The following is a 14357-nucleotide window of genomic DNA, read 5'->3' as shown; positions in this document are numbered from 1 at the left end:
GGCGCATCGCGGTGCGCGCCGTGACCCGGATCATTGCGGGCGCCGCCGGCGGCACGCCGCTCACGGCCGTCCCGGGATCACTGACCAGGCCCACCACGGACCGCGTCAAGGAAGCGCTGTTCTCCCGCCTGGATGCCTTCGACGTCATTGCGGGGTCCCGGGTGCTGGACCTTTATGCCGGATCGGGGGCCCTGGGCGTGGAAAGCGGAAGCAGGGGAGCGCAGGCAGTGGACCTGGTGGAGTCCGATGCCAAGGCCAGCGGCGTATGCCAGCGCAACGCGGACCTCATCAACGGGGTGTTGGGCCGCAAAGCCGTGACCGTCCACCGCTCCAGGGTTGAGCCATTCCTGGACCGCGCCGGGGAAGCCGCAGCCTGGGACCTGGTGTTCCTGGATCCGCCCTACCCGCTGGAGGAAGCGGGACTGTCCGCGGTGCTGGGGAAGCTGGCTGAACACCTGGCTCCGGGCGCTGTGGTGGTGGTGGAACGGTCCTCCCGCTCCCCGGAACCTGGATGGCCGGACGGGCTGACGAGGTTTGCGGAAAAGAAGTACGGGGAAACCCGGTTGTGGTTCGCCGAACCATTCGTGCCCGATGCCATCACCCCCGATGACCTTGCTGACGCCGCTGCTGTTGATGCTGAAGAATCCGGCGCTCAGGGGTTCAGCCCGAGAAGGGGTCCAGGTCCACTCCCGCCAGGACGCGTGCAGGGTGGGGACCGCGGGCAGTAAGTTCGGCTGTCCAGAGTTCCGGCCATGGCCCCTGGGTCCCCACGAGGATGATGTTGCCCGGATACCGTCGTTCGAACATCCCGGCCTCGCCGAACGCGGCCACGCCGCCCATCGCTTCCCGCATTGCCGCCACCTGGCTCCGGACCAGGGTGAGTGCCGGTTCATCGCCCACGTTGACCAGCAGCAGCCCGTCCCGGCTCAGGCGTTCCCGGGCTTCCCGGTAAAAACCACTGGTGGCGATGTGGGCCGGCGCTTCGGGGCCGGAAAAGATGTCCAGGATGACGACGTCGAACGTCAGGCCGTGAGGAAGTGCGCCGAGGGCCCCGCGTGCGTCGCCGATGATGGTGGTGAGGTCGGTTCCTTCAGGCATGGGAAGGTGCCGGAGGACAAAGTCGAGCAGTTCGCGTTCGAGTTCCACTGCGTACTGCACGGAGCCCGGGCGGGTTGCCTGGACGTACCGGGCCAAGGTGAGGGCACCTGCTCCGAGGTGAAGCGCCCTGAGGGGCTGACCTTGCGGGGCTGCCAGGTCCACCACATGCCCGATCCTGCGGAGGTATTCGTAAAAGATCTCCTGCGGCCGGTCCAGGTTCACGTGTGACTGTTCCGCTCCGCCGATGCTGAGCACAAAACCGCCGTCGGTGAAAGCATCAGGTTCGATCGTGGCATGCTGGCCCGTCATCCGCAGGAACCTGTTGGCTGTCCGGCCACTTCCCCCGGCCATCACAGCCGGTCGCGCAGGGTTGCCAGCCGCGTGGCGGCCTCCTCCAGGACTTCCACCCTCTTGCAGAAGGCAAAGCGAAGCAGGCTCCTCGTCCGTTCGGCTCCTTCCGGGTGGCAGAAGACCGGAACGGGGATGGCGGCCACGCCAACCAGCGACGGCAGTCGCCGGGCGAGGTCCAGGGCGTCCGTGATGCCAAGCGGTGCAGTGTCCACGTTGACGAAGTACGTTCCCCTGGGCGTGAAGACGTCAAAGCCGGCGGCGCGGAGCCCGGCACTGAGGATGTCCCGCTTCCGTCCCAATGCCGAGGCGATGCCCTGGTAAAACGCATCCGGCAGCGCCAGGCCTGCGGCGATCGCTGCCTGGAAGGGCGTCCCGGAACTGTAGGTGAGGAATTGTTTCACCGTGCGCACCGCTGAGACCAGGTCCTCTGGACCGCTCAGCCAGCCGATTTTCCAGCCGGTCAGGGAAAACGTCTTTCCGGCCGATGAAATGGTGATGGTGCGGTTTGGAGCACCCGGCAGGGTGGCCACGGGGGTATGCGTGACGCCGAAAGTGAGGTGTTCATAGACCTCGTCGGTGATGATGATGGCATCGTGCTTCTCCGCAAGCTCCACCACGCGCTGCAGGACCGTTGGTGGAAAGACGGCACCCGTGGGATTGTGCGGGTTGTTCAGCAGGACCACCCGTGTCCGCTCGTTAAAGGCCGCTTCCAGCGCCGCCAGGTCGGGCATGAAGTCGGGGGCGGCCAGCGGTACGGTGGCGTGGGTGGCGCCGGAGAGTCCGATGATGGCGCCGTAGGAGTCGTAGAACGGCTCAAAGGTCAGTACCTCGTCGCCCGGACCGGCGAAAGCGAGGAGGGCCGCCGCGATGCCTTCGGTGGCCCCAGTGGTGATGATGACCTCGGTGGCGGGATCCGGGGCCAGCCCATAGAAGCGTTCCTGATGCGCCGCCACGGCCTCGCGGAGTTCGGGCAGTCCCTTGCCCGGCGCGTACTGGTTGGCGCCTGCTGCGATGGCTGCCCGGGCTGCCTCCCGGATTTCGGCCGGCCCATCCTCATCAGGGAAGCCCTGCCCCAGGTTGATGGCGCCGGTCTGGACGGCCAGGGTGGTCATCTCCTCGAAAATGGTGACGCCCAGCCCGCCACCAGGCGCCAGGAGGTTGGCTCCGAGCGCGGCCCGCTGCCAGGGAGCAGGTGCCAAGGGGGCGGAAAGTTCCCGTGGTGGATGCATCCAGTCATGGTATCCCGGGCTTCCCATGGGGTAGGTTCGGACCATGCGACGCGCTGTGTGCCCTGGATCCTTCGACCCCATCCACAACGGCCATCTCGAAGTCATTGCACGGGCTGCCGGCCTCTTCGACGAGGTCATTGTGGCCATCTCCACCAACTATGCGAAGAAGTACATGTTCAGCCTGGAGGAGCGGCTGGAGATGGCGCGCGAAACTTTGGCTTCGCTCAAGGGCATTGTGGTGGAGCCGGTGGGGGCAGGCCTCCTGGCGGAGTACTGCCGCCACCGTGGCGTGTCCGCCATTGTCAAGGGCCTCCGGTCTTCATCAGACTTCGACTACGAGCTGCCCATGGCCACCATGAACCGCCAGCTGAGCGGCGTGGAGACGGTGTTCCTTCCGGCTGAGGCGAGCTACGTGCACCTCTCCTCCACCCTCATCAAAGAGGTGGCAAGTCTGGGCGGCAGCGTGTCAGACTACGTGCCACGGTCGGTGCACCGGCGCCTGGTTTCCGGCGAGCCTTCGTCGGATCAGCAGCCAAGACGGTAGGCTGGATCGGTACTTCGGCGCTTCCTCCTGCCGGTTTGAGTCGCCATGGCTCTTCAGGCTAAGATGGTACGTCGGTCATATGTTCAACAGGAGTTCTCATTAACAGAGATGCTGGTTCGCCCCTGGCGTTCGACGTCAAGGACCTCGGGCGCAGCCCGGGAAGCATGCGGACGCTGAAGGAACATGTACCCGCACCGGGTGATCTTGGTGTGGCGCTCATTGGTGTTCAGGAAGGCTCGGATGTCGGGCTCGACCTGAGGCTTGAGGCCGTACACGAAGGAATTCTGGTATCAGGAACCGTTGTCGCCGAAGTAACCGGTGAATGCGGCCGATGCCTGGATCCCCTTGCGTATGACCTTGAGGTTAATGTGCAAGAACTTTTCTTCTACGAGGGCGCTGAGCTCTCGGATGGAGAAGAAGATGAAGAGCAACGTCGAGTCGAGCACGATGTAATCGATCTTGAACCGGTGTTGCGGGACGCGGTTGTCACCAATCTGCCGTTCCAGCCGGTGTGCCGGGAAGACTGCCAGGGCCTTTGCTCCGAATGCGGAGTTCGCCTGGAAGACGAGCCGGGGCACCACCACGAGGTCCTGGATCCTCGCTGGGCTGCCCTAGCTGATATGGCTAAGCCTGACCGGCAAAATTGATTTGTACGTGTTTGTCTAGAGAGAAATGAGTTAGCCGTGGCTGTTCCCAAGCGGAAAATGTCTCGCTCGAATACCCGCGCCCGCCGCTCGCAGTGGAAGGCGACCGCCCCCCACCTGGTGAAGACCGTTGAAAACGGCCAGGTCACCTACAGCCTGCCGCACCAGGCAAAGGTCGTTACCGACTCTGCCGGCACCGCGCTGTTCCTTGAGTACAAGGGCCGCAAGGTCGCTGACGTCTAATCGGCCCCAACAGGCTGAATGATGTCTTCAACTGAAGAGCTTCTGAAGCGTCTCGGTGTCTCTATAGACGCCGGGACGCTTCGTCTTGCGCTTACCCACCGCTCGTACGCGTACGAGAATGGCGGCATACCCACCAACGAGCGTCTCGAGTTCCTCGGTGACTCCATCCTGGGCTTTTCCGTCACCGACGCCCTCTACCGGGACAATCCGGACCTGCCCGAAGGCGAGCTCGCCAAGCGCCGGTCCGCCGTCGTCAGCACGCGTGCCCTCGCCGGCATCGGGCGCAGCCTGGGCATTGGCGATTACATCTACCTGGGCCAGGGCGAAAAGCTCACCCACGGCAAGAACAAGGCCTCCATCCTTGCGGACACCATGGAAGCCCTGATCGGGGCAACCTACGTCTCCAATGACATCGAGACTGCCCGCCAGCTGGTCATGCGGCTCATCGGTCCGCTGCTGAAGGACGCGGCCGTACTGGGTGCGGGAACGGATTGGAAGACCAGCATCCAGGAACTCGCGGCCAGCCGGCAGCTGGGCACCATCCATTACGCGGTGGACGGCTCCGGCCCGGACCATGCCCGCACCTTCACCGCCGTCCTCAACATCGGTGGCACGGCCTACGGCAAGGGTTCCGGGCACTCCAAGAAGGAAGCCGAACAGGAAGCGGCAGCCGACGCATGGCGGGTGCTGTCAGGCAACGGGTCCCAGGCGGCGGCCGGAACCACCACTGGTTCCGTGGCCGCCAAGTAGCCATCCGTGCCTGAACTGCCCGAGGTGGAGGTTGTCCGCCGTGGCCTGGTGAACTGGGTCCGCGGCAGGACCATCGATGCCGTGGAGGTGCTGGATCCACGCTCCATCCGCCGGCACGCGCTGGGAGCTGCCGACTTCATCGGAAACCTTGAGGGTGCCGTGGTGTCCGACGTCGTTCGGCGCGGCAAATTCCTGTGGATGCCCCTGGCGGACAGCACCGCGGCCGCGGCCGAGGATCCCGGTACTGCCCCCGCGCCCAAGGCGGCACTGATGGCGCACCTGGGCATGAGCGGGCAGCTGCTGATGCAGGACCCGTCCGTCCCCGACGAGAAGCACCTCAAGGTCAGGTTCCGGCTCAGCCACCGCGAAGGCATGCCCGGGCAGTTGCGGTTCGTGGACCAGCGGATCTTCGGTGGCCTTTTTGTCACCAGCCTGGTCCCCACGGACGACGGCGGCCCCGGTGGCCTCGCCGAATCACCCCTGCCGCTGATTGCGGAGGAAGCGGCGCATATTGCCCGCGACCCCCTGGACCCGGCCTTCTCTTTCGACCTGTTTTACCAGCGCCTGCGAAAGCGCAGGACCGGGCTCAAGCGTGCGCTGCTGGACCAGGGCCTGGTGTCCGGGATCGGCAACATCTACGCCGACGAAGCCCTGTGGCGCGCCCGGCTGCACTACGCCCGGCCCACTGACACCCTCCGCCGGAGCGAGGCCCGGCGCGTCCTCGACAGCGCGCGGGATGTCATGCTCGACGCGCTGGATGCAGGCGGCACCAGCTTCGATTCCCTCTACGTCAACGTCAACGGGGCCTCGGGCTACTTCGACAGGTCACTCAACGCGTACGGCCGTACAGGCGAACCCTGCAAGCGCTGCGCCGCAGCCGGCATCCACTCGATCATCCGCAGGGAACAGTTCATGAACCGCTCATCGCACACCTGTCCGGTGTGCCAGCCGCGGCCCCGCAACGGCCGCTGGTAGCGGCCGCCGTCCGGCCCACCCCGCAGGGACGCAGGAACCCGCGCAGGGTCAACGGGGGCCGTAGTACTCCGCCAGCCGCTCCAGTCCTTCATCGAGTGATACGGCCGGCGTCCAGTCCAGGAGTTCCCTGGTGGCGCGCTGGTCGAACCAATGGGCTGTGGACAGCTGTTCGGCCAGGAACTTGGTCATGGGCGGCTCGTCCCGCTTTCCAAGCCTGAGCCACGCCCTTTCCACCACCGAACCCGCCACGCGCGCCAGCCCTCCGGGCAGGGACCAGGACGGCGCAGGCACGCCGCCGGCAGCGCAGATGCCGGCAATCAGTTCGCCTACGGGGCGGGGCTCGCCGTTGCTGACCACCAATGCCCGGCCATGGATGTGCCCTATCCGCTCCAATGCCGCAACAATCGCCGCGGCTGCGTTGTCCACGTACGTCGTGTCCATCAGCGCAGCGCCGCCGTCCAGCAGGGGCAACCGGTTCCGGGCCGCGCGGGCCAATACACGTTCCACCAGTTGGGTGTCCCCGGGGCCCCACACCACGTGGGGCCGTACGGCGGCGACGCGGAACCCCGCTGAATCCGCGGCCAAGGCGAGCAATTCCGCCTGCGCCTTGGTGCGGGAGTAATCACCGTGGGCACGCACCGGATCAGCCGGCCCGGCACCCAGTCCTGCGATGGCGGCGCCCGAATTGGCCACAGACGGGGAGGACACAAAAACGAAGTCGCCGACCCCGGCTTCACGCGCAGCCAGCAGCAGCCGCCGCGTTCCCTCGACGTTCACCTCGTCAAACTCGTCGGCGCGGCCGGTGAACGAGACTTTGGCTGCCAGGTGGACCACTGCTTCAGCACCCCTGACGGCCACGCCGACCGCCGCATTGTCGGTGAGTGACCCGCACTGGTCCGTGGCGCCGTCGACCCCTGAAGGACGCCGCTGGAAGGTGGTCACGGCATGGCCCCTGTGCACCAGGAGTCCCGCAACCGCCCTGCCCAGCAGTCCGCTCGCTCCGGTGACGAGGACCCTCATGGCGTTCCCGGGCGGCCGCCGGCCAGCACGGATGCAGCCCAGCGGGCCACGCGGGTCCTGTCGATCTTGGCGTTGTGGCGGATATCGGTAGGCTGCGCGGGGACAACCAGGACCGCCGCCACGGATACGCCCGCAGTCCGAGCCGCTTCCCGCACCTGCCCGGCAAGTGCCGTTCCGGCAAGGCCTGCTTTGCGGGCCGGCGGGACCGTCTCGAGGACGGCCGCCACGGCCTGGGTCCCGGCCGGTCCGACGCCCACGACGGCGGCCATCCGCACCGCATCCAAGCGCTCCAGCGCCTGTTCGGCGCCCACTGGGGTCACCGCACCGCCGGGGGCTGTCACGACATGGGCCAGCCGGCCTTCCACCCACAGCCGTCCCTGGGCGTCCAGGTGGCCCACGTCGCCAGTCCGGTGCCAGCCCGGCAGGTCTGCGCTTACCTGCTGGGTCAGCCAGAGGCGGTCGTAGGCTTCCTTGACATGCGGGGCACTGACCAGGATCTCGCCCGTTGTCCCCGCGGTGGTGACCGCCGTGTTTCCGGGAGCGGTGCCGTCAGGCGCCAGGGGGATGACTGCCACGCGGGCGCCATGGACGGGCCGCCCTACGCAGACGCCGTTGCCGGCGCCCGGCGTCGTTCCGTCAGCAGCGTCTGCCGCAGCCACCTGGATTTGTTCGAAGGTGATGTCCGTGACAGGGAGCGCCTCGGTCATCCCGTAGGGGGTGTGCAGCGACGCGGCCGGAAGGAGTGCCTGGACCTCCGCCAGGAGCGGTTCCGGAACTGGAGCCCCGGCGGAGAGGAGCAGGCCAACCCTTCCGAGCGCTGCCCTGGCTTCCTCAGTGAGGCCGCCGCGGGTGGCAACAACGTTCCGCAGGGCAGCCGGCGACGCGAAGACAACCGTGGCGTCGATGGCCGCCACGGCGTCGGAGAGGGCGCGTGCCGTCAGGGTTCGCGGCGCGGTGACGTCCATGGCCGGCGTCACCGACACGGCTCCCAGGGCCGGCCCCAGTAAGGCGAACGGAGCGAACCCAGCCACCAGCCCCTGGCCGGGACGGATTCCGAACGTTCCGGCCACGGTGTCGCGCATGGCGGCAAGCTGCCGGTGGGAGTACAGCACGCCCTTGGCCGGTCCGGTGGATCCGGAGGTAAAAAGCACGGCGGCGGGCGAGTCCGGGGCAGGGATGGCTGCCGGGGGGTCCCCGGCAGCCACAGTGGGGCGGGCGGCTCCCGCCCTGGCCAGTGCGGCGAGGGAGGTTTCAACCCCCAGGAGCTTGCGGCGCCCCGGCGGGAGGTCCTGTACGCTGACGCGCCTGGCGGCCCACCCCAGGGCACGGGCCGCCGCCAGGGCCCTGTCGATCCCGATCAACACGTCCGGGGTGGCGCCCTTCACCGCCCGGCTCAATCCCTTGACGCCCAGTCCGGCATCGGCAACCACCACCACGGCTCCCAGACGCAGGCACGCGTAAAGGGCCACCGTGAGGTCCACTCCGGGCGGAACCATCAGGCTCACCCGGCTGCCCGGGCCAACGCCCGCCTGCCGCAGGCCGGCGGCGAGATGCCCAACGCTGTCTTCCAACTTCTTCCAGGTGAGTGAACGGGCCACACTGCCGTCCGCTGCCATTTCGACGACGGCGCGTCCGCCTGCTGAGGACCCTGCCGCGAGTTCCGCCAGGGGCGCCCAGAGGGGAACGGAACCGGGGCGCCCAGCCGGAGTGGCAGCTTTGGCAACACTGTCCCCGTCCGCCTCAAAGCGCGCGGCAAGCCAGTCAAAAACCGCAGGTGTGATGTCCCGGTCCTCGGCCACCAGGTGTCCGGCGCCTTCGTAGCGGTGGACGTCCGCATGCGGGAGCCGGCCAAGGAGGTCCTTCAGATACCGGTCGGAGAAGATTGGGTCCCGGGGACCCCACAGCATCAGCGCCGGGACCTCCAGCCGGCGAACACCTTCAGCCACATTGTTGAGCGCGGCGAAGCTCGGGTGGGAGGCATCAACGGGGATGTCCGCCACGAAGTTTCCCACCCCGGCGCGGCGGGATGCGCCACGGTAGGGGGCCATGAAGGCGTTCCGCACCGACGTGGGCAGCGGCGGGCTGGCAAGCGAATGCGTCACCCGCAGGAAAGCGTCGGTGGTGGTGGTTCCCCATTGGTGCACGGCCGGATGCAGGGCCAGGCGCAGTGCTGCCGGGATGGGTGAGCCGGCCGGCTGGTGGACGGCAGTGTTGGTCAGCACCACGCCCGCGAGCTGGTCCTGGTGCGCCAGTGCCCAGCCGAGGCTGATCACCCCGCCCCAGTCGTGGCCTACTGAGACCACAGGACCTTTCAGTGCCAGCGCGGCGGTGAGGTCGCCCAGGTCATTGATCCTGTCGGCAAGGCGCCGGAAAGTTCCCGTGCGTTCCGAGAACCCCATGTCGAGCTGGTCCACGGCCACTACGCGCCACGGGTGCGCGGGGTCGCAGCCGGCCGCCAGCAGCCTCCGCCACAGGTAGGACCAGGTGGGGTTGCCGTGGACACACAGCAGAGTGCCCTTCGGAGCCAGGCCGCGGCCGGAAAGCTCTGCGCCGTTGTCCAGCAGGTGCCAGCGGCGTACCGTGCCCGGCGCATCAGCGCTTGACGTGGAGGGGACATCGATTTCGCGCGACCACTGGGCGTCGACGCCCGGCCACTCAACGGTCACCAAACGATTTCCAGCATGGCGGTGTTCAGGCCCGAACCCACGCCCATGCACAAAACGCGGTCCCCGGCACCCAGGGACTGCGACTCGGCGGCAAGCGTCATGGGAAGGGATGCGGGACCCACGTTGCCCCAGTGCGGGAAGGTGATGGGCACCTTGTCCGGATCCAGGTCGATCGCGTCGATGATGGCCTGTGTGTAGGCGTTGCTCACCTGGTGCGTGACGTAACGGTCCATCGCCGCCCAGTCCCACTCGGGCTGTGCCTCGTGCCAGGCGTCGACCACGAGCTGGAGGCCGCCGTCGAGCAAACCCTTCGTGTCCGTGTGCATGCCGTCGATGCCGCCCACGCACAATTCGTGGTGCTCCGTGCCGGCCCGCATCACGCCGCCCAGCACCCGGTGCGCCCCCGGGTGCTGGTCCGCAGGTCCCAGGACGGCCGCTGCCGCTCCCGAGCCAAGCGTCAGCGTGGCAAATTCGCGGTTGAAGTCGTCACGGGTGGTTTCGGGCCGCTGAAGCCTGGCCAGCGTGGCCTCCTGGGTCAGCTGGGCGTCCTCGCCGTTGACCACAACGGCGTACCTGATCTGCCCGGAATCAATCATGTTCGCCGCCAGGGTCAGGGCGTTGACGAAACCGAGGCAGGCATTGGCAAGGTCGAAGTTCATGGCCGACGACGGCAGGCCAAGGCCATGGTGGATCTTCACCGCCACGGACGGTTCCAGGTTGCGCCGGGTCACCGAGGTATTGATCAGCAGGCCGACCTCCGAGGCTTCAATGCCAGCCTCCGCCAGCGCCTTTGCGCCGGCCTCCACCGCAGCATCGTCGAAGGATGTTCCGGGAGCCCACCACCGGCGGTGCGTGATGCCCGCAACGCGCTCCAGCAGCCGTGGCGGGAACTTCAACCGCTTCAGGGTTGAGGCCAGCCGGCGGTCAAAGTCGGTGGAGCTCACAATCCTGGGAGCTTCAACGCTGCTGACCGAGAGCAGCGCGGTGTTGCTGTGGCGGAAGGTCGCATTACCTGCCAATTCAAGCCCCTCTTCGTTTCCGTCCCGCGTTCATGCGGTGACTGTACCCACATAAACGCAGGCTCAAGAGCTTAACTATGCCTTTGCCACGCCGGAACCTGCATATTCGCGGTGGCGCGGGCGCCGGCTCCCGGGCGCTGCTGCGGGGAAATGTCCATCCTGCGCAGTAGATTGTAGTGAGCCTTTTCCAGCAATCTGCCCTACCCGCTCCAGGAGACCAGAAAAGCCTTGCACCTCAAAAGCCTCACCGTCCGGGGGTTCAAGTCCTTTGCGTCTGCCACCACGTTCGACTTCGAACCCGGCGTCACCGCCGTCGTGGGTCCCAACGGGTCCGGCAAGTCCAACGTGGTGGATGCCCTGGCCTGGGTCATGGGCGAGCAGGGGGCGAAAACCCTCCGCGGCGGCAAGATGGAGGACGTCATTTTTGCCGGAACGTCCGGGCGGCCCCCACTGGGCCGTGCCCACGTATCCCTGACCATAGACAACGCCGACGGCGCACTGCCCATCGAATACAGCGAAGTAACCATTTCCCGGACACTGTTCCGCACTGGCGGGTCCGAGTACGCCATCAATGGTGCCGGCTGCCGGCTGCTGGATATCCAGGAACTGCTCTCCGATTCCGGGCTCGGCCGGGAAATGCACGTCATCGTCGGCCAGGGGCAGCTGGACCGGGTACTCCACGCCACTCCGGAGGACCGCCGCGGATTCATCGAGGAAGCGGCAGGGATCCTCAAGCACCGGCGCCGCAAGGAAAGGACGGTCCGCAAGCTGGAGGCCATGCAGGCCAACCTCCAGCGGCTCACGGACCTCACCGGGGAGATCCGCCGCCAGCTCACGCCCCTGGGCAAGCAGGCGGAGGTGGCACGCCGGGCCCAGCGGGTGCAGTTCGACGTCAGGGATGCGCGTGCCCGCCTGCTGGCCGACGACCTCGTCCAGCTGCAGCTCGCCCTGGAGCAGGACGTCGCGGATGAGGCCGCGCTGAAAGCCCGGCGCACCGCTGTCGAGCAGGAACTTGAGGCCGGACGCAGGCAGCAGGCCGGGCTGGAACAACTGGCAGCGGAGGCCACGCCCCGGTTGAATGCGGCCCGGGACACCTGGTACCGGCTGTCCACCGCACGTGAACGGCTGCGGTCGCTCGGCTCGCTTGCCACCGAGCGCAGCCGCTTGTTGGGCTCCGATGATGCCGCCCCGCCCTCCGGCCGCGACCCCGACCAGCTTGAGCGCCAGGCGGCGCGCGTGCGGCAGGAGGTGGCCGAACTCGAACAGGACATCGAAGCACGGCGAAGTGCCCTGGAGGCGGCCAGCACGGCTAAGGCGGAAGCGGAAGAGGCGGCCCGCGCCGAGGACCAGCGGCTCACGGCGCAGCTCCGCGCCGCGGCTGACCGGAGGGAGGGCCTGGCCCGCCTGGCCGGACAGGTTGCTGCCGCCCGGTCCCGTGTGGAGTCGGCACAGGCGGAACTGGGGCGGCTCCGCGACTCGCTTGCCGCGGGGACCGAGCGCCGCGCCCGGGCCCAGGCGGAGTTCACCGAGCTGGAAAACCAGGTGGCCGGGGTGGAGGAAGGAGAGGAGTCCCTGGACGCCGACTATGAGGCCGCCAGCGGGGTTTTGGACGCGGTGCTCCAGGAAATCGCGGATCTCAAGGCCGCTGTCAACGAGGGGGTGCGCAAGCGGGACGCCCTGGCGGCGCGGCTCGATGCCCTGAAGCTTGGCCTTGACCGCAAGGACGGCGCCCGGCACGTGCTGGAATCAGGGCTGGCGGGAGTGCAGGGGAGCCTTGCAGCGGCGATCACGGTCCGGAGCGGGTACGAAGCAGCTGTAGCCGCAGCCCTGGGCGAGGCGTCCGAGGCAGTCCTCGTCCAGGATGGGGCCACGGCGGCCGGAGTAATCCAGCGGCTCAAGGACGACGACGCCGGCAGGGCGTCGCTGCTCCTCGCCTCCGCCGCCGCCAAGCACCGGGAGGACAAGGACAACGTGGCGTTGCCGGGCGGAGCGGTGTGGGCCGCCGACCTGGTGGACGGACCTGCCGGCCACCTTGCCCTGGTCCGGCACCTGCTCAGCGGAACCGCCGTCGTGACCGGCATCGACGCCGCGGCCGCGCTCGTCGCATCGCTGCCGGGCATCACGGCCGTCACCGGCGAGGGTGACGTCTTCACCGCCGTCTCGGCTGCCGGCGGCTCGGCCAAGGCCCCGTCACTCCTTGAGGTACAGGCAGCAGTGGACGACGCCGGCCGCGGCCTGTCCGCGGTCACCGCGGACCTGGAGCGGAACAGGTTTGCCCTGGCCGCCGCCGAGGCCCGCCGCGCCGGAGCGCAGGAGGAGGCGGACGCGGCCCTGGACCGGCTGCACGAATCGGATGCCCGGTTGGCCGCCGTGGCAGAGCGCCTGGGCCACCTGAACTCGGTGCTGCGCAGCGCCGTGGGCGAAAGCGACCGGTTGGCGGCCTCCCTGGCCAGGGCCGGGGACAATGTTGCTGCCGAAGAAGAAGCGCTCGCCGCCATCACCGCCCGGCTGGCCGCGGCCCAGGAAGCGCCCGTTGAAGAGGAGCCTTCCACCGAACAGCGGGACGCCCTGGCACAGGCCGCATCAGCCGCCCGCGCGGCGGAAGTGGAAGCGCGGCTGTCCCTGCGCAGCGCCGAGGAACAGCTGGTGGCCACCCGCAACAGGGTGTCCTCCCTGGAACGTGCTGCCGCCACGGAACGCCGTGCCCGGGAAGAAGCCGCACAGCGCGCCCGGCGGCGCCGCGTCCAGGCGAAACGCGCGGCCGCCGTGTCCGCAGGTGTGGACCTGGCGCTGCGCTACGTGGACGTCTCGGTGGACCTGGCCCGGCATGAACGCGACCTTGCCGAGGAGACCCGTGAACTGCGTGACCGTGCCCTGCGGGACATCCGGGACGCCAATGAAACCCTGGCCCGGGAACTGGCAGACCTCACAGACAACGTTCACCGGGACGAGCTGGCGCGGGCGCAGCAGCGGGCCAGGATAGAAGCTGTGGAAACCCGGTCCGTGGACGAACTGGGCATCACCCCGGAGGCATTGGTGGCGGAATTCGGCCCCCACGTGCCGGTCCCTGTGCCCGCGGAGGAATCGGGCGACAAGTGGGCGGCCCTGCGCGCCCCTGTGGACGGCAACGGCGAAGAGATCAGGGCCGGCAAACCCTACGTCCGGCAGGAACAGGAGAAACGGCTGCGGAAGGCTGAGCGCGACCTCGCCAGCCTGGGCAAGGTGAACCCCCTGGCGCTGGAGGAATTCGCGGCGCTGGAGGAGCGGCACCAGTTCCTCAGCACCCAGCTTGAGGACCTGAAGGCCAGCCGCCGCGATCTGCTGGACATCATCAAGGAAGTGGACGACCGGGTCCAGCGCGTCTTCGCCGAAGCGTTCCAGGACACCCAGGCCCAGTTCGTGCGGGTCTTCGAGCGGCTCTTCCCGGGCGGCGAGGGCCGCCTGGTCCTGACGGATCCCGATGACATGCTGACTACCGGGATCGAGGTGGAGGCACGTCCGGCCGGGAAGAAGATCAAACGGCTGTCCCTGCTCTCCGGCGGTGAGCGGTCCCTGACGGCCGTGGCGCTGCTGGTGGCCATCTTCAAGGCGCGGCCGTCGCCGTTCTACGTCATGGACGAGGTGGAGGCTGCCCTGGACGATACCAACCTCGGCCGCCTGATCACCATCTTCGAGGAACTCCGGGAATCCAGCCAGCTCATCGTCATCACCCACCAGAAGCGGACCATGGAAGTGGCGGATGCGCTGTACGGCGTCACCATGCGCGGCGACGGCGTCTCAACCGTCATCAGCCAACGCCTCGGTGCCGAGGTATAGCG

At 68.0% G+C, this 14357-nt stretch carries 12 protein-coding genes; 7 read left to right on the top strand and 5 right to left on the bottom strand.

The window, feature by feature from the left end; all coding sequences use genetic code 11:
* Window positions 1–20: 20 nt before the first annotated feature.
* Window positions 21–728: a 16S rRNA (guanine(966)-N(2))-methyltransferase RsmD gene (gene rsmD, locus AB0313_RS06040; protein ID WP_366304306.1), complete on the top strand. Its 708-nt coding sequence runs from the start codon at window positions 21–23 to the stop codon at window positions 726–728.
* Here the strand turns inward: rsmD and AB0313_RS06035 are convergent.
* Together AB0313_RS06035 and AB0313_RS06030 are read right to left on the bottom strand one after the other, a co-directional pair.
* A complete protein-coding gene (locus tag AB0313_RS06035) occupies window positions 661–1449 on the bottom strand; it encodes a fused MFS/spermidine synthase (RefSeq protein WP_366304304.1) in 789 nt (262 codons plus the stop codon). The genes rsmD and AB0313_RS06035 overlap by 68 nt on opposite strands.
* Complete coding sequence (locus AB0313_RS06030; protein WP_174237518.1) at window positions 1449–2678, bottom strand: aminotransferase class I/II-fold pyridoxal phosphate-dependent enzyme; 1230 nt, start codon at window positions 2676–2678, stop codon at window positions 1449–1451. The genes AB0313_RS06035 and AB0313_RS06030 overlap by 1 nt, the downstream gene beginning before the upstream one ends.
* Before the next feature lie 43 nt (window positions 2679–2721).
* On the opposite strand from AB0313_RS06030, the gene coaD reads away from it, so the two are divergent.
* From coaD to mutM, 5 genes are all read left to right on the top strand, one after another.
* Window positions 2722–3222 (top strand): pantetheine-phosphate adenylyltransferase, encoded by a 501-nt coding sequence (coaD, locus tag AB0313_RS06025; protein ID WP_307311190.1) that lies wholly within the window; start codon window positions 2722–2724, stop codon window positions 3220–3222.
* A gap of 122 nt (window positions 3223–3344) precedes the next feature.
* Window positions 3345–3869, top strand: coding sequence for a DUF177 domain-containing protein (locus AB0313_RS06020; protein WP_141946389.1), 525 nt, complete (start codon window positions 3345–3347; stop codon window positions 3867–3869).
* A 36-nt stretch (window positions 3870–3905) separates the two neighbouring features.
* Window positions 3906–4109 (top strand): 50S ribosomal protein L32, encoded by a 204-nt coding sequence (gene rpmF, locus AB0313_RS06015; RefSeq protein WP_009356569.1) that lies wholly within the window; start codon window positions 3906–3908, stop codon window positions 4107–4109.
* A gap of 21 nt (window positions 4110–4130) precedes the next feature.
* The gene (gene rnc / locus AB0313_RS06010) at window positions 4131–4859 is read left to right on the top strand and encodes a ribonuclease III (protein ID WP_366304301.1); all 729 of its coding nucleotides are present in this window, start codon (window positions 4131–4133) and stop codon (window positions 4857–4859) included.
* Window positions 4860–4865: 6 nt separating this feature from the next.
* Entirely contained in the window at window positions 4866–5834 is a 969-nt protein-coding gene (gene mutM, locus AB0313_RS06005; RefSeq protein WP_141941932.1) for a bifunctional DNA-formamidopyrimidine glycosylase/DNA-(apurinic or apyrimidinic site) lyase, read from the top strand.
* Between the two features lie 48 nt (window positions 5835–5882).
* On the opposite strand, the gene AB0313_RS06000 is transcribed toward mutM, so the two are convergent.
* The 3 genes from AB0313_RS06000 to AB0313_RS05990 are packed head-to-tail and all read right to left on the bottom strand — an operon-like array spanning window position 5883 to window position 10539.
* Entirely contained in the window at window positions 5883–6854 is a 972-nt protein-coding gene (locus AB0313_RS06000; protein ID WP_366304299.1) for an NAD-dependent epimerase/dehydratase family protein, read from the bottom strand.
* Complete coding sequence (locus tag AB0313_RS05995) at window positions 6851–9523, bottom strand: alpha/beta fold hydrolase (RefSeq protein ID WP_366304297.1); 2673 nt, start codon at window positions 9521–9523, stop codon at window positions 6851–6853. The genes AB0313_RS06000 and AB0313_RS05995 overlap by 4 nt, the downstream gene beginning before the upstream one ends.
* Window positions 9517–10539, bottom strand: a complete 1023-nt coding sequence (locus tag AB0313_RS05990) for a 3-oxoacyl-ACP synthase III (RefSeq protein WP_141941925.1) — start codon at window positions 10537–10539, stop codon at window positions 9517–9519. The genes AB0313_RS05995 and AB0313_RS05990 overlap by 7 nt, the downstream gene beginning before the upstream one ends.
* Before the next feature lie 228 nt (window positions 10540–10767).
* Between AB0313_RS05990 and smc the strand changes: the two genes are divergently transcribed.
* Window positions 10768–14355 (top strand): chromosome segregation protein SMC, encoded by a 3588-nt coding sequence (gene smc / locus AB0313_RS05985; RefSeq protein ID WP_366304295.1) that lies wholly within the window; start codon window positions 10768–10770, stop codon window positions 14353–14355.
* Window positions 14356–14357: the final 2 nt, after the last annotated feature.

It is taken from the genome of Pseudarthrobacter sp. NPDC080039, assembly GCF_040702335.1.
GTDB lineage: Bacteria > Actinomycetota > Actinomycetes > Actinomycetales > Micrococcaceae > Arthrobacter > Arthrobacter enclensis_A.
Note: the sequence above shows the minus strand (reverse complement) of the source record. Positions and strands in the feature narration are given on the sequence as shown.

Coding starts and splice junctions, on each gene's coding strand:
- AB0313_RS06035 (WP_366304304.1), bottom strand. CDS start 1,449: ATGGCCGGGGGAAGTGGCCGGACAGCCAACAGGTTCCTGCGGATGACG.
- AB0313_RS06030 (WP_174237518.1), bottom strand. CDS start 2,678: ATGCATCCACCACGGGAACTTTCCGCCCCCTTGGCACCTGCTCCCTGG.
- coaD (WP_307311190.1), top strand. CDS start 2,722: ATGCGACGCGCTGTGTGCCCTGGATCCTTCGACCCCATCCACAACGGC.
- rnc (WP_366304301.1), top strand. CDS start 4,131: ATGTCTTCAACTGAAGAGCTTCTGAAGCGTCTCGGTGTCTCTATAGAC.
- AB0313_RS06000 (WP_366304299.1), bottom strand. CDS start 6,854: ATGAGGGTCCTCGTCACCGGAGCGAGCGGACTGCTGGGCAGGGCGGTT.